Source organism: Micromonospora sp. RP3T, from assembly GCF_003027925.1.
Lineage (GTDB): Bacteria > Actinomycetota > Actinomycetes > Mycobacteriales > Micromonosporaceae > Micromonospora.
The window spans coordinates 1-16,992 of the sequence record NZ_PYPS01000030.1 but is presented as its reverse complement, the minus strand read 5'-3'; the positions used below and the strand labels follow the sequence as shown (position 1 = coordinate 16,992).

The 16,992-nt window shown below is 75.3% G+C and carries 17 protein-coding genes; 6 read left to right on the top strand and 11 right to left on the bottom strand.

Annotated features, from left to right (window positions below):
- Positions 1 to 52: 52 nt before the first annotated feature.
- Complete coding sequence (locus C8054_RS22580; protein ID WP_107159876.1) at positions 53 to 1,030, bottom strand: helix-turn-helix domain-containing protein; 978 nt, start codon at positions 1,028 to 1,030, stop codon at positions 53 to 55.
- 217 nt (positions 1,031 to 1,247) lie between these two features.
- Here C8054_RS22580 and C8054_RS22575 point away from each other — a divergent pair, with 217 nt between their 5' ends.
- From C8054_RS22575 to C8054_RS22565, 3 genes are all read left to right on the top strand, one after another.
- Positions 1,248 to 1,742 (top strand): hypothetical protein, encoded by a 495-nt coding sequence (locus C8054_RS22575; protein ID WP_107159874.1) that lies wholly within the window; start codon positions 1,248 to 1,250, stop codon positions 1,740 to 1,742.
- 91 nt (positions 1,743 to 1,833) lie between these two features.
- A complete protein-coding gene (locus C8054_RS22570; RefSeq protein ID WP_107159872.1) occupies positions 1,834 to 3,240 on the top strand; it encodes a class II 3-deoxy-7-phosphoheptulonate synthase in 1,407 nt (468 codons plus the stop codon).
- Positions 3,241 to 3,299: 59 nt separating this feature from the next.
- A complete protein-coding gene (locus C8054_RS22565; RefSeq protein ID WP_107159870.1) occupies positions 3,300 to 4,319 on the top strand; it encodes a low specificity L-threonine aldolase in 1,020 nt (339 codons plus the stop codon).
- 84 nt (positions 4,320 to 4,403) lie between these two features.
- On the opposite strand, the gene C8054_RS22560 is transcribed toward C8054_RS22565, so the two are convergent.
- Positions 4,404 to 5,282 (bottom strand): deoxyribonuclease IV, encoded by an 879-nt coding sequence (locus C8054_RS22560; protein ID WP_199199883.1) that lies wholly within the window; start codon positions 5,280 to 5,282, stop codon positions 4,404 to 4,406.
- Entirely contained in the window at positions 5,279 to 7,264 is a 1,986-nt protein-coding gene (pknB, locus tag C8054_RS22555) for a Stk1 family PASTA domain-containing Ser/Thr kinase (protein ID WP_107159868.1), read from the bottom strand. Before pknB ends, C8054_RS22560 begins: the two co-directional genes overlap by 4 nt.
- A gap of 143 nt (positions 7,265 to 7,407) precedes the next feature.
- On the opposite strand from pknB, the gene C8054_RS22550 reads away from it, so the two are divergent.
- Positions 7,408 to 7,788, top strand: a complete 381-nt coding sequence (locus C8054_RS22550) for an Rv2175c family DNA-binding protein (protein WP_107159866.1) — start codon at positions 7,408 to 7,410, stop codon at positions 7,786 to 7,788.
- A gap of 135 nt (positions 7,789 to 7,923) precedes the next feature.
- Here C8054_RS22550 and C8054_RS22545 read toward each other — a convergent pair whose 3' ends face one another.
- Positions 7,924 to 9,006 carry a polyprenyl synthetase family protein gene (locus C8054_RS22545; protein WP_107159863.1) on the bottom strand — a complete coding sequence of 361 codons (1,083 nt, stop codon included), beginning with the start codon at positions 9,004 to 9,006 and terminating at the stop codon, positions 7,924 to 7,926.
- 9 nt (positions 9,007 to 9,015) lie between these two features.
- Positions 9,016 to 9,558: a helix-turn-helix domain-containing protein gene (locus tag C8054_RS32855; protein WP_233219984.1), complete on the bottom strand. Its 543-nt coding sequence runs from the start codon at positions 9,556 to 9,558 to the stop codon at positions 9,016 to 9,018.
- 222 nt (positions 9,559 to 9,780) lie between these two features.
- Here C8054_RS32855 and metF point away from each other — a divergent pair, with 222 nt between their 5' ends.
- Entirely contained in the window at positions 9,781 to 10,698 is a 918-nt protein-coding gene (metF, locus tag C8054_RS22535; protein ID WP_107159861.1) for a methylenetetrahydrofolate reductase [NAD(P)H], read from the top strand.
- A gap of 49 nt (positions 10,699 to 10,747) precedes the next feature.
- The gene (locus C8054_RS22530) at positions 10,748 to 11,437 is read left to right on the top strand and encodes a CDP-alcohol phosphatidyltransferase family protein (RefSeq protein ID WP_107159859.1); all 690 of its coding nucleotides are present in this window, start codon (positions 10,748 to 10,750) and stop codon (positions 11,435 to 11,437) included.
- Positions 11,438 to 11,501: 64 nt separating this feature from the next.
- Here C8054_RS22530 and C8054_RS22525 read toward each other — a convergent pair whose 3' ends face one another.
- The 6 genes from C8054_RS22525 to C8054_RS22500 are packed head-to-tail and all read right to left on the bottom strand — an operon-like array spanning position 11,502 to position 16,752.
- Entirely contained in the window at positions 11,502 to 12,989 is a 1,488-nt protein-coding gene (locus tag C8054_RS22525; RefSeq protein ID WP_107159857.1) for an NAD(P)/FAD-dependent oxidoreductase, read from the bottom strand.
- A gap of 11 nt (positions 12,990 to 13,000) precedes the next feature.
- Positions 13,001 to 14,128: a glycosyltransferase family 2 protein gene (locus C8054_RS22520; RefSeq protein ID WP_107159855.1), complete on the bottom strand. Its 1,128-nt coding sequence runs from the start codon at positions 14,126 to 14,128 to the stop codon at positions 13,001 to 13,003.
- The gene (locus C8054_RS22515; RefSeq protein ID WP_107159853.1) at positions 14,125 to 14,976 is read right to left on the bottom strand and encodes a carotenoid biosynthesis protein; all 852 of its coding nucleotides are present in this window, start codon (positions 14,974 to 14,976) and stop codon (positions 14,125 to 14,127) included. Before C8054_RS22515 ends, C8054_RS22520 begins: the two co-directional genes overlap by 4 nt.
- Entirely contained in the window at positions 14,973 to 15,533 is a 561-nt protein-coding gene (locus C8054_RS22510; protein ID WP_107159851.1) for a GNAT family N-acetyltransferase, read from the bottom strand. The genes C8054_RS22515 and C8054_RS22510 overlap by 4 nt, the downstream gene beginning before the upstream one ends.
- A complete protein-coding gene (locus C8054_RS22505; protein ID WP_107159849.1) occupies positions 15,530 to 16,261 on the bottom strand; it encodes a monooxygenase in 732 nt (243 codons plus the stop codon). Before C8054_RS22505 ends, C8054_RS22510 begins: the two co-directional genes overlap by 4 nt.
- Positions 16,258 to 16,752 (bottom strand): YbaK/EbsC family protein, encoded by a 495-nt coding sequence (locus C8054_RS22500; RefSeq protein ID WP_107159847.1) that lies wholly within the window; start codon positions 16,750 to 16,752, stop codon positions 16,258 to 16,260. The genes C8054_RS22505 and C8054_RS22500 overlap by 4 nt, the downstream gene beginning before the upstream one ends.
- Positions 16,753 to 16,992 lie beyond the last annotated feature (240 nt).

Below are 16,992 nucleotides of genomic sequence, written 5' to 3'. Positions count from 1 at the left end.
CACCACCCACCCGGCGGGGAGGGGCCGCACCAGCCCCTCCCCGCCCGCGTGGTCAACCCCGGGCGGCCCGTTGCCGGTGCTCGCCCGGGGACAACCCGTAGGCGGCCCGGAACGCGCGGCTGAAGTGCGCCGGGTGCGTGAACCCGCACCGGGCGCCGATCTGCGCGACGGTCAGCCGCCGCAGCGCCGGGTCGGCCAGGTCCCGGGCCGCCCGTTCCAGCCGGCCGGCGCGGATCAGGCCACCGACCGTCGTGCCGGTGCCCTCGAAGAGCCGGTGCAGCGACCGCACCGACAGGTGGTGCGCCGCCGCGACGGCCGCCGGGGAGAGCCCCGGATCGGTCAGGTGCCACCGGACGAACGCCGCCACCCGCACCCGGAGCCCGGTGACCCGGGTGTCGACCGGCAACTCCCGCGCGACGTCCAGCCGAGCGGCCAGGGCACCGGCGATCAGGTCCAGCGCGATCCGGTCGAGGTGCGGGACGTCGGCCGTCGCGTACTGCTCCGGATGCGCGACGATCCGCCGCAGGAACGCGGCCAGCAGCGCGCCCATCCCGGTGCGCGCCGGGATCCCGGTGGCGAACAGCTCCGCCAGCCGGTGCGGGGCCACCGGCAACGCCCGGTGCGGCACCAGGACGGTCAACGTCTCCACCGCCGCCGACGGCGTCGCGCCGTCCGCCCGCAACCGGGAGCCGTGCGGTCGGACGGTGTCGACGACGGTGAACGCCGACGGGTCGAGCGGCGCCTCGCGACGCTGCTGGGTCACCACCCCACGCCCGGACAACGGCAGGGCGAGGTGGTACAGCTCCGGATCGCCGCTGTCGATCATGTGCGCGGAACGGATCAGCTCCAGGGGCGGGTAACGCCACACGCCGAGGCGCAGCGTGCCGAGATCGAGCACGCGGGCCGAGGCGGTGAAGTCGTCCGTGTACGCGCTCCGGATCGTGGCCGTCGTCGACTGCCGCGCGACGAGGTCCTGCCAGAAGTCGAACCGTTCGGTGGGGGGCAGCCACGCGGTGTCGACGGATGTCACGGTGAGGATGGTTCGTCACCTCCGGGCAGCGCGGTCCGGGTGCCGCCGCGCCACCCGAGACTAGTGACCGTCCGGCCGGCTCGCGGCCGGCGGGCGCGCCGCCTGGCCGCGCGGGGCGATCGCGGCGAGGATGGGGGAGGCCGAGGACCGGCGCGGTCGGTGTGACACACTCGCCGGCCAGGCACGTCACGGTGCCCCGGCGCCGATGGGAGGACGGATGGGTCAGCAGCACCGGAGGGTGGTGACCGTCGCCGTCGTGCTCGCGCTCCTGCCGGTCGCGCTGACCGCCTGCGGCGACGACAGGAGCGCCGGGAGCGCCGACGACTCCGCGTCCGCGACCCGGCAGGCGCCGGCGCAGGAGGCGGCCACCAAGAGCCGGGAGCGGGTGCAGGCGTACCTCGACGCGCTGGCCGCCCGCGACGTCGCCGCCGGCCGCAGCCAGCTCTGCGCCCCGCTTCAGGCCACCTTCGACACGGCCGCCACCGGGCCCAACGGCGACTTCGCCGACCATTTCACGGTTCCGCAGGCCACCATCACCGACGTCCGGACCGGGCCGCATGGCCAGGAGGTGAGCGCCTCGATCACGGTCGCCGCCGGATCCGAGACGGCCACCCGCGCGCTGCTGTTCACGGTCACCCGCACCGGCGCGGACTGGTGCATCGCCGGCGAGGCCCCGGGCGGCAACTCCGCCCAGCCGGCCGGCACGCCCTGACCCGAGGCGCCGGCCGGCGTGGGTCTCCCACGCACCGGAACCGTCCCCCTCGGCGTGGAGCGTCCCGGGCGGTCGCCGTACGCTTTCCTTCATGCGCCATGAGTGGCATCAGTTGAGTCACCCCGCCGTGGGCAGCCCTGGCCTGCAGACCAGCCGCCCGACCGCCGACTCCGCCGAGGACGTGGCCCTCGGCCTCGACCGCTGGCGGGAGCTGCCGCGCGCGCAGACCCCGCCGTGGAACGATCCCGCGCAGGTCGCCGAGGTCTGCACCGTGCTCGACACGGTGCCGTCAGTGGTCGCGCCCTACGAGGTCGACCAGCTGCGGCGGCGACTGGCCCTGGTCTGCGAGGGCAAGGCGTTCCTGCTCCAGGGCGGCGACTGCGCGGAGACGTTCGCCGACAACACCGAGAGCCACCTGCTGGCCAACGCCCGCACCCTGCTCCAGATGGCGATCGTGCTCACCTACGGCGCGTCGCTGCCGGTGATCAAGGTGGCCCGGGTCGCCGGGCAGTACACCAAGCCCCGGTCGCTGCCCACCGACGCGCGCGGCCTGCCCGCCTACCGCGGCGACATGATCAACTCGCTGGAGGCCACGCCGGAGGCGCGGGTCGCCGATCCGCAGCGCATGATCCGGGCGTACGCGAACTCGGCCGCCGCGATGAACATGATGCGGGCCTATCTGGCCGGCGGGCTGGCCGACCTGCACGCGGTGCACGACTGGAACAAGGACTTCGTGCGGCAGTCCCCGGCCGGTGAGCGCTACGAGGCGATCGCCCGGGAGATCGACCGCGCCATCGCCTTCATCCGGGCCTGCGGGATGACCGACGAGGAGGCCCTGCGCACGGTCACGCTCTACTGCTCCCACGAGGCGCTCGCGCTGGAGTACGACCGGGCCCTCACCCGGATCTCCGACCGCCGGGCGTACGGCCTGTCCGGGCACTTCCTCTGGATCGGCGAGCGGACCCGGCAGATCGACGGGGCGCACATCGACTTCATCTCCCGGATCGCCAACCCGATCGGCGTCAAACTCGGCCCCACCACCACGCCGGACGAGGCGATCGAGCTGTGCGAGAAGCTCAACCCGGACAATGTTCCCGGCCGGCTCACGCTGATCAGCCGGATGGGCAACCACCGGGTCCGGGACGCCCTGCCGCCGATCGTCGCCAAGGTCACCGCCACCGGCGCCAAGGTGGTCTGGCAGTGCGACCCGATGCACGGCAACACGCACGAGTCCTCCAACGGCTACAAGACCCGGCACTTCGACCGGATCGTCGACGAGGTGCTCGGCTACTTCGAGGTGCACCGCGGTCTGGAGACCCACCCGGGCGGCCTGCACGTCGAGCTGACCGGTGAGGACGTCACCGAGTGCCTGGGCGGCGCCCAGGGCATCGAGGACCTCGACCTGCCCGACCGGTACGAGACCGCCTGCGACCCGCGCCTGAACACCCAGCAGTCGCTGGAGTTGGCGTTCCTGGTGGCGGAGATGCTGCGTGGCTGACGCGAGGAGTGAGCTTGCGAGCCCCGCAGTCGGCAGCCGAAGGGAATACCGTGGATAGTGTGATCGATCTTCGGACGGACACCGTGACCCGGCCGACGCCGGCGATGCGGGAGGCGATGGCCACCGCCGAGGTGGGCGACGACGTCTACGGCGAGGACCCGACCGTCACCGCGCTCGAGGCCGAGGTGGCCACCCGGTTCGGGCACGAGGCGGCGCTGTTCGCCCCGAGCGGCTCGATGGCCAACCAGCTCGCGCTCCAGCTGCTCGTCCCACCCGGTGACGAGTTGCTCTGCGACGCCGACGCGCACGTGGTCACCTACGAGGTCGGTGCCGCCGCCGCGTACGCCGGAATCTCCACCCGGACCTGGCCGGCGGTCGGCGCGGAGATGGACCCCGACGTGGTCGTCGGGATGATCCGGCCGGACGGCTACTTCGCGGTGCCGACCCGGGCGATCGCGGTCGAGCAGACCCACAACCGGGGCGGCGGCGGGGTGATCCCGCTGTCGACGCTCCGCCGGATGCGCGAGGTCGCCGACGAGCACGGGGTGGGGCTGCACTGCGACGGCGCCCGGATCTGGCACGCGCACGTGGCCGACGGTGTGCCGCTGGCCGAGTACGGCGCGCTGTTCGACACGCTGTCGGTGTGCCTCTCCAAGGGGCTGGGCGCGCCGGTCGGCTCGCTGGTGGTGGGCAGCGCCGAGAAGATCGCCCGGGCCCGGTTCCTGCGCAAGCGGATGGGCGGCGGCATGCGGCAGGTCGGCGTCCTCGCTGCCGCCGGCCGGTACGCGCTGGCGCACCACGTCGAGCGACTCGCCGACGACCACGCCCGGGCCGCCCGGCTGGCCGAGGCGGTCGCCCCGCACGGCGTGCTCGCGGCCGGGGTGCGGACCAACATCGTCCCGCTGGACCTCACCAAGCATCCGCTCGACGCGCACGCCCTCGCGGCCGCCGCCCGGGCGGAGGGTTTGTTGATCTCGGTGCTCGGCCCGCGGACCGCCCGGCTGGTCACCCACCTGGACGTCACCGACGCCCAGGTCGACCGCGCCGCCGAGATCCTGACCGCCGCCCTGCGCGCCTGACGGTCGTCCCGCGCCTGACCGGTCGTCCCGCGCCCGACCGTCGTCGGCCGCGCCTGGCCGGCGGCGGGTGTCCTCCGTTCCCGGTCAGGGGTGCAGGCGCCTGAGGGTGGCGATGTCGGCGGCGTGGCCGACGTGCTTCTCCGTGGGCGTCTCCACCAGCACCGGCACACCGGCGGTCGCCGGATGGCGCATCAGTTCGGCGAACGCCGGCTCGCCGATGCTGCCCTTGCCGATGTTCTCGTGCCGGTCCCGGGTGGAGCCGCACAGGTCCTTCGAGTCGTTGGCGTGCACCAGCCGCAGCCGGTCGGCGCCCACGGTGGCGACCAGCGTGTCCAGCGTGGCGGTCATGCCGCCCTCGGCGGCCAGGTCGTGCCCGGCGGCCCAGGCGTGACAGGTGTCGAAGCAGACCCCGAGCATCGGATGCCGGCCGACCGCGTCCAGGTAGGGGCCGAGGTGCTCGACCCGGGAGGCCAACGACCGGCCGCCCCCGGCGCTCGGCTCGACCAGCAGCATCGGCCCGCCGACGGCCGCGGTCTCGTCCAACAGCGGGAGCAGCGACTCCCGGACCTGCCGCAGCGCCGCCTCCGCGTGCCCGGCGTCGACCGAGCTGCCGGCGTGGAACACCACGCCCTCGGCACCGATGGCCCGCCCTCGGCGCAGCGCGTGGGCCAGCGTCTCGGCCGACCGGGTGACCGTCGCCGGGGTGGGGGAGCCGAGGTTGACCAGCAGCGAGGCGTGGATGAACACCGGCAGGCCGCGCTCGCCGCAGCCGTCGCGGAACAACGCGTCCTGCGCCGGGTCGCCCGCCGGCAGCGCCCAGCCCCGCGAGTTGGAGACGTAGACCTGCACCACCTCGGACGCGGCGGCCTCGGCGTACGGCAGAGCCGCCCGCGCCAGTCCACCCGAGGTCGGCGTGTGCGAGCCCACCCGCCGGCGCCCACCGGCCGCCTCCGCCGGGCTCACAGGCAGGTCACCGTGACCGTGGTGCCCGGTGGCACCGGCGTGTTCTCGGCCGGGTTCTGCAGCCGGGCGATGCCGTTCGGGTTGAGCTGGACGTTGACCGGGAAGCCCTGGCTCTCCAGCGTCTGCTTGGCCTGCTGGCAGGGCATGTCGATGACGCGGGGGACGGCCACCTGGGGCGGACCCTTGCTGATCTCCAGCTTGACCTTCGCGCCCTTCTCCACGCCGGTCCCGTCGGCCGGACTCTGGCCGAGGATCTCGTCCTTCGGCTTGTCGGAGTCCTTGTAGTTCTCCTCCGCCGTCAGCCCGAGCTTCCCGAGGATGCCCCGGGCCTCGTTGATGTTCTTGCCGACCAGGTTGGGCACGGTCACCGGGGCGCGGCCCCTGCTGAGGATCAGCGTCACCTTCGACCCGGGCTTGACCACGGTGCCCACCTTGGGGTCGGTGGCCAGCACCACCCCGGCCGGCAACGCGTCGTCGTAGCGGGAAGCGCCCTTGGCCGGTGCCAGCTTCGCGTCGGTCAGCTCGGTCTGGGCGAGTTCGAAGTCCTTCCCCACCACGTCCGGCACCGGCAGTCGCTCCGGGCCGAGGGACAGCGTCAGCGTGATGGTGCCACCCTTGACGATCCGGGCGGCCGAGCCGGGCGCCTGCCCGAGCACGGTGTCCTTGGGCACCTTCTCGTCGTAGCGGGCGTCGGCGTAGCGCAGCGTGAAACCGCCGCGCTGGGCCTGCGCCTCCGCCTCGGCCTTGGTCATGCTCACCAGTTGCGGCGCGACCGTGTACCGGCCCACCCCGAACCACCAGCCGCCGACCGCGGCCACCAGGCCGAGCACCACGACCACCGCGGCGACCGCCAGCCGACCGCGCGGCGAGCCCATGATCCGGGTACGCAGGGCGGCCAGCCGTTCGCCCGGCCCCGTCGGCTCGTCGGCGCGCCGCCGGTGCGGCTGCTGCGCGCCGCCCCCCTCCGGCAGCCGCGCCCAGGCCGGCCGCTCGGCCGGGCGGACGGCGGCCACCACCTGGGTCGGCTGGCTCAACACGGCCGTGTCGTCGCTGAGCTGTCGCAGCACCGCGGTGTGCGCGTGCGGGTCGCCCAGCTCCTCGCGGGCGGACCGCACCTCGGTCAGCAGCGCCCCGGCGTCGGCCGGGCGGGCCGCCGGGTCCCGTCGGGTGGCCCGGGCGACGAGCGCGTCGAGGACCGGCGGCAGCGCCGGGACCAGGGTCGACGGCGCCGGCACGTCCCGGTCGACGTGCTGCCAGGCGACCTCCACCGGGCGGTCGCCGTCGTAGGGCACCCGGCCGGTGAGCATCTCGAACAGCACGATGCCGGCCGAGTAGACGTCGGTGCGCGGATCGGCGTGCCCCTGCGTGACCAGCTCCGGCGCCACGTAGGCCACGGTCGCCATGAGCTGGTTGCCGTTGTCCTCCTCCGCGCTGGCCTCGACGGCCCGCGCCAGCCCGAAGTCCGCCACCTTGACCACGCTGTCGACGAGGTTGCCGCCGGCGCCGGTGGGCGCCTCGGCGACCAGGACGTTCTCCGGCTTGACGTCGCGGTGCACGAGACCGGCCCGGTGCGCGGCGGCGATCGCGGCGAGCATCTGCTCGGCGATGGCGAGCGCCTCGTCCGGGCGGAGCCGCCGCCGCTCGGCGAGCACGTCGCGCAGCGTGCGGCCACGGACGTACTCCATGACCAGGTACGGCAGGCCGGCGTGGATGCCCTGGTCGTAGACCGCGACCACGTTCGGGTGGGTGAGCCGGGCGATGGTCTTCGCCTCGTCGGTGAAGCGCTCGACGAAGCCGGCCATCCGGGCCCGCGCCTGCGGCGCCTGGGTGGGGTGAATGATCTTGACCGCCACGGTGCGCTCCAGGCGCTCGTCGGTGGCGGTGTACACGGTCGCCATGCCGCCACGAGCCACGCGACCGCGAATGCGGTAGCGCCCGTCGATCAGCGAGCCCAGCAACGTGTCGGCGACCTGTGTGTCCATCGGCAGGCAGTCTATGTGTCGGGAGGGTGAAGGTTGAACAGGATGCTACCGCCGGGGTACGACGTGGGTGGGCCGCCACACCCCACGGGCCGGCCCGGGGGTGCCGTGCGCCGGGTGCGACGGGCACGTGGCAGGGTGTTCTGGTGACCGATTCCGTACCCGCCGAGACCGGTGCCGACCTGCCCGGACCGACCGACCCGGCCGGCTGGCTGACGCTGCCGGACGTGGCCGAGCGCCTCGACCTGCCGATCAGCAAGGTGCACCAGATGATCCGGGACCGGGAGCTGCTGGCGGTACGCCGCGACGGCGTCCGCCGGATCCCGGCCGACCTGGTGGCCAACCACATCGTGCTCAAGCACCTGCCCGGCGTGCTCAACCTGCTCGCCGACGCCGGGTACGACGACGAGGAGGCACTGCGCTGGCTCTACCGGGAGGACCCGTCCCTCCCCGGCACACCCGCCGCTGCCCTCTCCGGCGACCTGGCCCGCGAGGTCAAGCGCCGAGCCCAGGCCGTCGCCTTCTGACCCGCACCCCCGCCCAACCCAACCCCGACCCCCACCCGCAGTTTCACGGAAAGCGTGCCCATTCCGCGCTCGACAGCCACGCTTTCCGTGAATCTGCGCGGATCTTGGGTGGGGGTGGGGGAGGGAGGGGCGGGGTCAGTCGGCGCGGCGGGTGGCGGCGATGGCCAGGTCGACCAGGGCCTGGCGGGCCTCGGTGTCCAGGTCGACGGCGGTCAGCGCGGCCAGCGCGCTCTCGGTCAGCGCGGCGATCCGGCGCTCGGTGCGCTCCAGCGCGCCACTCGTGGTGATCAGCTCACGGAGCCGGGTCACCCCGGCAGCGTCCAGACCCGGCTCGCCGAGCCCGCCCAGCAGCAGCTCCCGGCCGGCCGGGTCGAGCGCCTCCAGCGCGGCCGCCACCAGGTACGTCCGCTTGCCCTCGCGCAGGTCGTCGCCGGCCGGCTTGCCGGTGCGCTCCGGGTCGCCGAACACCCCCAGCACGTCGTCGCGGAGCTGGAACGCCTCACCCAACGGCAACCCGTACGCCGAATAGGCCGCGTGCACCTCGGCCGGGGCGTTGGCCAGCGCGGCGCCCAGCAGCAGCGGACGCTCGACGGTGTACTTCGCCGACTTGTACCGGGCCACCTTGCCGGCCCGCTCCAGCGAGGTGTCGCCGGTGGCCTGGGTCAGCACGTCCAGGTACTGCCCGACGGTCACCTCGGTGCGCATCTCGTCGAAGACCGGCCGGGCCCGCGCCACCGTCGCCGGGGGCAGGCCGGCGGAGTGCAGCAACTCGTCGGACCAGACCAGGCAGAGGTCGCCCAGCAGGATCGCGGCGGCGTCACCGAAGGAGTCGGCATCGCCGCCCCAGCCTGCCGCGCGGTGCCGGGCGGCGAACCGCCGGTGCATCGCAGGCTCGCCCCGCCGGGTGTCCGACCGGTCCATCAGGTCGTCGTGGATCAGTGCGCTGGCCTGGACGAACTCCAGCGCGGCCAGGGTGGCGACGACGTGGTCGGAGTCGACCCCGCCGGCCCCCCGGAAACCCCAGTAGCCGAACGCCGGGCGCAGCCGCTTCCCGCCACCCAGCACAAATGCCTCGATCGCCTCGGCAACCGGCAGCAGACCGTCGTCGACGGTGGTCAGCCAGGCGCGCTGGCCGGCGAGGAATTCGGTGAGCGCCTTGTCGATCCGCTGGCGCAGGCCGGCGCGGTCGACGGGGGAGACGGGAGCAGCGTGGGTCACGCCACGACGCTAGTCGGTTCCCGCCGGACACGCCTCGTCGCCGCCCCGGCGCGCCGTCCGGCGCGGGACGGCCCGTGCCCGCCCCGACCCGGGCTCGCCCGGCTGCGGGGGTCGGCCGGTACGGGCGGGTGGACGCGGGCGACCCCGACGGGCACCGGAGTGTCGACCCGAGCGACCGGCGGCCCGGGTGCCGCCACGCGCCCGCGCGGGCCGACCGGCGGTGTCGGTCGCAGCGGCGGGTTCGGGCGGCGGATCGGCGGCCGGGTTGCCGGTCCGGGCCGGCCCGCGGCGGAGCCGGCGGCTGTGGGCCACGGCCTCGGTGATCAGCTCGCTCGGGACGCCGAGGACCCGGGCCAGCCAGACGGACCAGAAGTCGCCGGGGAGCCGGAGCTGGCGCTCCCACCGGGACACCTCGTGCCGGGTGAGCGTGAGCACGCCGGCGGCGGCGCACAGCTCGGCGGCGGTCCGCTGCTGGCTCCAGCCGCGGGCGGCCCGCAACTCGACCAGGAGCGGCCCGAGCTGGCGGGGGCCGGACGGCGGGGACGGGGACATCGGAACCTCCGGGGCGACGGCGCGGTGGCGACGCGGACGCCCGGCCGTGCCGCGCCGGCGCGTCGCCGTCTGGGCGACCCCCGCGCGGACCCCCGGGCCGGCCACCGGCCGCCCACCGCGCTGCCGTCGTTCCTACTCCGGGGGTGCGACGTTCCGGTGTCGACCCGTTCGTGGACTGGGAAGGTTCTCGGCACAGCGGCCCGGTCCGGCTACAGTCGGTCCGTGGCGCTCGGTCTACCCTCGGTCCTCCCCCATTCCCAGCCGGCCATCGGGGAGCTGATCCGTGACGGCCAACCGACCTTCTCGTTCGAGTTCTTCCCACCGAAGACCGACGCCGGGGAGAAGCTGCTCTGGCAGGCGATCCGCGAGCTGGAGTCGCTGCGTCCCTCGTTCGTCTCGATCACCTACGGCGCCGGCGGCTCGACCCGGGACACCACGGTCGCGGTGACCGAACGGATCGCCACCGAGACCACGCTGCTGCCGATGGCGCACCTCACCGCCGTCAACCACTCGACCGCCGAGCTGCGCCACGTGATCGGTCGGCTGGCGTCGGTCGGGGTGCGCAACGTGCTCGCCGTGCGGGGCGACCCGCCGGGCGACCCGGGCGGCGAGTGGATCGCGCACCCCGAGGGCGTCCGGTACGCCGAGGACCTGGTCCGCCTGGTCCGCGACAGCGGCGACTTCAGCGTCGGCGTGGCCGCCTTCCCGTACAAGCACCCGCGCTCGCCGGACGTGGACAGCGACACCGCGCACTTCGTCCGCAAGTGCCGGGCCGGCGCCGAGTTCGCCGTCACCCAGATGTTCTTCGACGCCGACGACTACCTGCGGCTGCGCGACCGGGTCGCCGCCGCCGGCTGCGACACCCCGATCCTCGCCGGGGTGATGCCGGTGACCCAGATCGGCACCATCGCGCGTTCGGTGCAGCTCTCCGGCGCGCCGTTCCCGCCGGCGCTGGCCGAGCGGTTCGAGCGGGTGGCCGACGACCCCGAGGCGGTCCACCGGCTCGGCGTCGAGCAGGCCGGGGAGATGTGCGGGAAGCTGCTGGACGAGGGCGTGCCGGGGATCCACTTCATCACGCTCAACCGGTCCACCGCGACCCGCGAGGTGTGGCAGCGGCTGCGGGCCGACGCGCGGGTGTGACCACCACCCGCCACACACGACACCCGGGTCACCCTTCTACGGTTGATCAGTGGTGGGCACACAGCTGAACTGGGACCAGTACGCGACCGCGTGGGCGCGGCTGCACGGTGGGTTCGATCCCCGTAGCGCCGCGCCGGTGGTGCGCGCCTGGCTGCGCTTCGCGTATCACGTGGGCTTCGTACTGGGCCGGCTACGCGTCGGCCCGACCGCGGTGACCGTGTTCGGGGTGCTGCTCTGCTTATGCGTACCCCTGTTGGTGGGGCGGGCCGGCGACGGGCCGTTCCTGGGCGCGTTGTTCGTGCTGCTGGCCGCCGTGGCGGACAGTGTCGACGGCGCGGTGGCGGTGGCCACCGGCCGCACCACCCGGCTGGGCTACGTCTACGACTCGGTCGCCGACCGGCTCGGCGAGGTGGCCTGGCTGGTCGCGTTCTGGCTGCTCGGTGCGCCCGGCGCGTTGGTGGCGGCGGCCGGCGGCCTGTCCTGGCTGCACGAGTACGTGCGGGCCCGGTCCGTCTCGGCCGGGATGCGGGAGATCGGCGCGGTCACCGTGGGGGAGCGGCCCACCCGGGTCTCCGTGGCCCTGGTCGGCCTGCTGGTCGCCGGGCTCACCGGGCTGATCGACGTCGACCTGACCGCCGGCACCATCACCATGGCCACCACGGTGTGGGTGCTGCTCGCCGGCTTCGGGCTCGGGCAGTTGCTCGCCGCGGTCCGCCGCGCCCTCGTTGACGCCGGCTGACCGCCCGCCGAGGTGTTAAGCGGGGGCCCCGCCTCTACCGAAAACGTTAAGCGGGGCCCCCTCCTTACCACGCGGGGCCGATGGCGTCGGCGACTATCTCGGCGGAGAGGGTCACCATGGGCAGGCCGCCGCCGGGGTGGGTGGAGCCGCCGACCAGCCACAGGCCGGCGGCCGGGCCCCGGTTGGCCGGGCGCAGCAACCCGCCCGCGGTGCCGTAGATCGCCCCGCCCGGCGCGCCGGTGGCCGCGTCCAGGTCGGCCGGGGTGCGGATCTCCGAGAACACCAGCCGGTCCCGGACGTCCACGCCGCGCTCGGCCAGCACGTCCAGGATCCGGTCCGCGTACGCCTCGGCCAGCCCTGGCCGCCGCCAGTCCACCGCGTCCGGGGCGGTGCCGTGCCGGGGCGCGTTGACCAGCACGAACCACGCCTCGTGGCCGTCCGGCCGGACCGCCGGGTCGTCGGCGGCGGTGACGAACACGGTCGGGTCGGGCGCCGGGCGGGCCCGTACGCCGCGACCGGGAGCCCCGAACACGGCGTCGAACTCGGCGTCGTAGTCGCGCGGGAAGAAGACGTTGTGGTGGGCCAGCCCGGAGTCGCCGCGCACGCCGAGCAGCAGCACGAAACCGGCCAGGCTGCGGTCGGTGAGCGCGGCCAGCCGGCGCGGGTCGGGCAGCAGGTCCCGGTAGACGGTGAGCGCGTCGGTGTTGGCCACCACCACGTCGGCGGGGACCGGCGCGGCCGACCCGGCGACGCGTACCCCGTGCACCCGGCCGCCGGCCGCGTCGATGCCGGTGACCGCCGCGCCGGTGCGGATCAGCACGCCCAGGTCCAGGCAGCGCGACAGCAGCGCGTCGGCGAGCGTGCCCAGCCCGCCGCGCAGGTACCAGCCGCCGAACGCCAGCTCGGCGTAGGGCACGGCGACCAGCGCGGCCGGCGCGCGGCGCGGGTCGGCGCCGGTGTAGGTGGCGTACCGGTCCAGCAGCATCCGCAGCCGAGGGTCGGACAGGTAGCTGCGGCCCAACCCGCGCAGCGTGCGGCCGGGACCGATGGCGGCGAGGTCACCCAGCCGCCAGGCCAGCGCGGCCAGGTCGCGCGGCGAGTCCACGGTGCGGCGCAGGATGTCCCGGTGCGAGGCCGCCCAGACCCGCTCGGCCCGGCGCCACAGCCGCCGCCAGTCGGCGGCGGACCGGTCGCCGAACACGGCGCCGATCCGCGCGGCGAACTCGTCCGGGTCGGCGCACGAGTCCAGCGCGGGACCGCCGCCGGGGAAGACGTGCCGCACGATCGGGTCCAGCGGGACCAGGTCGAGGTACTCGTCGAGCTTCGCGCCGGTGGCCTCGAACAGGTCGGAGAAGACCTGCGGCAGGGTGACCAGGCTCGGCCCGGTGTCGAAGCGCCACGCTCCCTCCGGGGTGTGGTGCGTGTAGCGGCCGAGCTTGCCGCCGACCGTGCCGGCCCGTTCCAGGACGGTGACCTCGTGCCCGGTGACCGCGAGCCGGGCGGCGGTGGCGAGCCCGCCCACGCCGGCGCCGATGACCACGATGCGCGCCATGGGGTGCCCTCCTAGGTGACCGGGCGACCCCGCCAGGTGAGCCGGCGTCGCTTCCGCAGATGGTACGACCGGACGGTCAGCCAACCCAGGACCACGACCGACACGGGGTGCGCCAGCGCGTCGGGCCAGGCCCGGCCGCCGGTGGCCCGGGCGCTGACCACGCGTCCCGCGACGCCGGCCAGGTAGGCGCCGAACGCCACAGCGGCCACCGCCGGCGCGCCGGCCACCAGCGCGGCCACGACCAGCAGCGGTGGCGCGGTGTAGAGCAGGAGCAGCAGGGCCAGCACGACGGCCGCGCCGGCCGGATGCCCGAACGAGGCCCAGAGCGACTTGGTGTAGCCGTCGCGTAGCTGCGGCCAGTCGTCGTACATCCGGCAGGTGGCGAGCCGGGAGCCGTCGGCCAGCGCGATCCGGCCGCCGGACCGCTTCACCGCCCGGGCCAGCTCGATGTCCTCCAGCACCTTGTCGGCCACCGCCGCGTGCCCGCCGGCCCGCAGGTAGCCGGCCCGGTCCAGGACCAGGAACTGCCCGCCGGCGGCGGCCAGCGAGGGCCGCCGCGAGCGTTCCATCGCGCGCAGCGGCAGGAACGTCAGCCACAACCACTGCAACAACGGCTGCACCAGCCGGTCGGCCGCCGTCCGCACCACGATCCGGGGGTACGGCGACAGCAGCGTCGCGTCGGCCGCGCGCAACCCGGTCACCGCCGCCGCGACCGCGTACGGGGTGAGCACCACGTCGGCGTCGACGAACGCCAGCACTGTCGGCTCCGGGTCGGCGCGGGTGGCGAGCTGCCAGCAGGCGTGCGGTTTGCCCAGCCAGCCGGGCGGCGGCGCGACGCCGGTGAGCAGCGTGACCCGACTGTCGGCGCCGGCCACCGCGCGGACCACGTCGGCGGTGCCGTCGGTGGACCCGTCGTCGAGCACCACGATCCGCAGCCCGGGCACGCCGCGCTGGGCGAGCAGCGCGCGCAGGCACGGGGTGACCCGGTCGGCCTCGTCGCGCAGCGGCAGCAGCACCGCCACCGGCTCGGTCACCTCGGCCGGGCCGCCGGTCGGGCGGCGCAGCCAGGCGACGGCGTTGACGAGCGTGTGCCCGGTGAGCGCGGCGACCGCCACCACCAGCGCGAGCGCGGCGGTCATGCCGGCGCGTCGACCCGGGGCGCGGGATCCGGGGCGGCGGCGCGGTCGCGTCGGGCCCGCCACAGCACCACCGCCAGCGGCACCGCGGCCACCGCCATGCCGGCCGCGCCCCACAGCGCGGACGCCGGCAGCCGGAGGAAGACCGCGTGCGCCAGCACGCTGGAGGCGTACGTCCAGAGGTAGAGCGCGAACATCGGGCCGTCCCGGCCGTCCACCCGGTCCACGGACGGCCCGGCGAGCGGGGGCAGCGCGGCGGCCAGCAGCACCGCGAAGCCCAGCCAGCCGAGATAGTTGCTGACCGGGATGCCGGGCAGTCCGGGCAGCGCCGGGGTGGCGTCGAGCCAGGTCCAGTAGCCCTCGGCCACCATCTGCGGATCGAGGAACAGGTCCCACGCCGCGAGCCCCACCGCCGCGAGCGCGATGCGCGCAAGGCGGGGCCCCCGGTTAACGCCTCCGGTAGAGGAGGGGCCCCCTTTTAACGCCTGGGTGAGCCGGACCGCGGTGAGCCACGCCGGCCAGGCCATCCAGGTCCAGGCCAGCGGGATGATCAGCGGGACGCCGGCCAGCTTCGGGCCCAGCTCGCCGGAGTAGTCGTAGCTGCCGAACGGGAACCCGGTGGCCACGCCGAGCGCCTCGACCGCGAACCCGCCGCCGGTGACCAGCGCGACCAGCGCGGCGGCGACCCGGGTGCCCCGGGTGAGCAGCGCGTGGCCGACGGAGAGCAGCCAGCCGAGCACCACGGTGGCCACGGTCAGCCCGGCGCGGGTCGTGCCGCCGGTGAGCGGGTAGCAGATCTGGGCGAGGACCAGCACGGCCAGCAGCGCCCAGGGCAGTCGGGCGCGGCTCATGTCGTCCCCGGCTCGGGGGCGGGCAGCGGCAGGTCCCGGCCGAGCACGCCGAACGGCCGCTCGTCGCCGGGGAAGTGGAAGTGCCGCAGCACGTCGACGAAGCCGAACCGGCGGTAGAGCCGCCACGCCCGCGACGCCTGCTCGTCCGCCTCCGGGGTGGAGAGCAGCGTGGTGTCGCCCTCGGCCATGGTGAGCAGTGCGCGGAGCTGACGGGCGCCCACACCGTGCCCCTGCGCGGGCGGGCGGACGTGCAGCTCGACCACCTCGAACGGGCGGGCCAGCCAGCGTTGCCGGGCCTGCGCGTTCAACGCCCGGTACACCTGGTCGTGCCACCACTGGCCGGTGGCGCCGAGGTAGCCGTACCCGAAGCCGGCCAGGTGCCCCTCGGTGGTCAGGCTGGCGACGGCCCGGAACCCGGGTCGGCGGACGTGGGTGGCGATGTAGCCGCGCCGGGCCTCCAGCAGGTCGGCGCGGTAGCCCATCGCCTCGCCGTAGACGGCGACCACGTCGTCCAGCCGCCGGACCAGGTCGTCCGGCGTCCACCGCACCAGCCTCATGCGTTCCCTCTCGCGGAGTCGGGGTCGCCCTCGGCGGCGACCCAGCCGAGCACCCTACGGTCGCCGCGGACGTCGCCCACCGCGAACCGCGCGAACAGTTCCTCCGCGTACCAGCCCTCGGTGGGGGTACGGGTGATCGCGGCGCGGTGCTCGGGGGAACGGTACGCGAACGCGACGAGGTCCGCCGGATCACGCCACACGCTCACCGTGCCCTGCCAGCCCAGCGGCGCCTCGCCGACGCCGAACCGGGCGAGCAGCCCCGGCGCGGCGTGCAGCTCACCGGCGACCGGCGGGATGGCCCGCCAGAACGTGGCTGCCCGACGGGCCCGCAGTCGGGCCCGGGTCAGCGCCAGCACCGGCCCGGTGACGCGCCCGCCGGCCGGGGCGCCGAACGGCTCCCGGCCGGACCACCGGCCCCGGCTGGTCAGCGGGCGCAGGTCCACCCGGACGGCGGCGTCGGCGAGCCGGGCCCAGGAACGGGCGACCGGGGAGGTGTCGAAGCGGGTCGCGTCGGCCGGGGAGTCCCAGACCACCAGCGCGGCCCACCGGGTCAGGTCGGCGTCGCCCGGCCCGAAGCCGGTGCCGGTCCCGGTGCCGAGCAGCTTGGCGAAGCGGACGCCGGGCAGCCGGCGCAGCCGCGCCGGGTGGGTCGCCATCCGGGCCAGCGCCCCGGGCACGGCCCGTCGGGGGACGCGCCACACGTGCAGGGTGACCAGGTCGGGGTTCACGCCACCCCGGCCGGGTCGCCGCCGGTGATCCGCAGCAGTTCCGCGTACGTGGTGGGGAACACCGCCTGCGGCACGCCGCCGGCCGCCCACAGCTCGGGGTAGCCGGCGAGGGCGGTGTCGACCACTGTGCGCAGCGGCCCGGGGTGGCCGACCGGGGCGACCCCGCCGATCACCTGCCCGGTGTGCCGCTTGACGAAGTCGGGGGTGGCCCGGCGCAGGTGGGTCACGCCCAGCGTGGCGGCCAGCCCGGCGGTGTCCACCCGGTGCGCGCCGGAGGTGAGCACCAGCAGCGGCTTGCCGTCCGCGTCGAAGACCAGCGAGTTGGCGATGGCGCCGACCTCGACGCCGAGCGCCGCGGCCGCCGCGGCGGCGGTGTGCACCGCCTCGGGCAGCAGCCGGACGGCGCTGCCCCGGCCGGACCCGTCCCGTGCTCCCGCGTCGTCGAGCGCCCGCTGCACCGCCCGCACGTTCGGATGTGGCTGTGACTGCATGCACCGATTCTCCCCCTGCCCGGTCCCCGGCCGGACCCGGGTGCGTTGATCATGAGGTTGGCGGTGTCGCCCCTCGGCGTGTCGGACCGTCAACCTCAGGATCGACCGGTGGGCGGCGGGCGTGGAGCAGGGTCTGGATGCCGTCGAGGATGCGGGCGAGGCCGTTGCTCGGGGACGGCTCGTTCGTCCGACGTCAGGCGATTCGCTACGCCAGTTGCGACGAGGCCAACCTGGGCGCAG

Coding starts and splice junctions, on each gene's coding strand:
- C8054_RS22510 (WP_107159851.1), bottom strand. CDS start 15,533: ATGAGGCTGGTGCGGTGGACGCCGGACGACCTGGTCCGGCGGCTGGAC.
- C8054_RS22575 (WP_107159874.1), top strand. CDS start 1,248: ATGGGTCAGCAGCACCGGAGGGTGGTGACCGTCGCCGTCGTGCTCGCG.
- C8054_RS32855 (WP_233219984.1), bottom strand. CDS start 9,558: ATGTCCCCGTCCCCGCCGTCCGGCCCCCGCCAGCTCGGGCCGCTCCTG.
- C8054_RS22520 (WP_107159855.1), bottom strand. CDS start 14,128: ATGACCGCCGCGCTCGCGCTGGTGGTGGCGGTCGCCGCGCTCACCGGG.
- C8054_RS22570 (WP_107159872.1), top strand. CDS start 1,834: ATGCGCCATGAGTGGCATCAGTTGAGTCACCCCGCCGTGGGCAGCCCT.
- pknB (WP_107159868.1), bottom strand. CDS start 7,264: ATGGACACACAGGTCGCCGACACGTTGCTGGGCTCGCTGATCGACGGG.
- C8054_RS22515 (WP_107159853.1), bottom strand. CDS start 14,976: ATGAGCCGCGCCCGACTGCCCTGGGCGCTGCTGGCCGTGCTGGTCCTC.
- C8054_RS22500 (WP_107159847.1), bottom strand. CDS start 16,752: ATGCAGTCACAGCCACATCCGAACGTGCGGGCGGTGCAGCGGGCGCTC.
- C8054_RS22525 (WP_107159857.1), bottom strand. CDS start 12,989: ATGGCGCGCATCGTGGTCATCGGCGCCGGCGTGGGCGGGCTCGCCACC.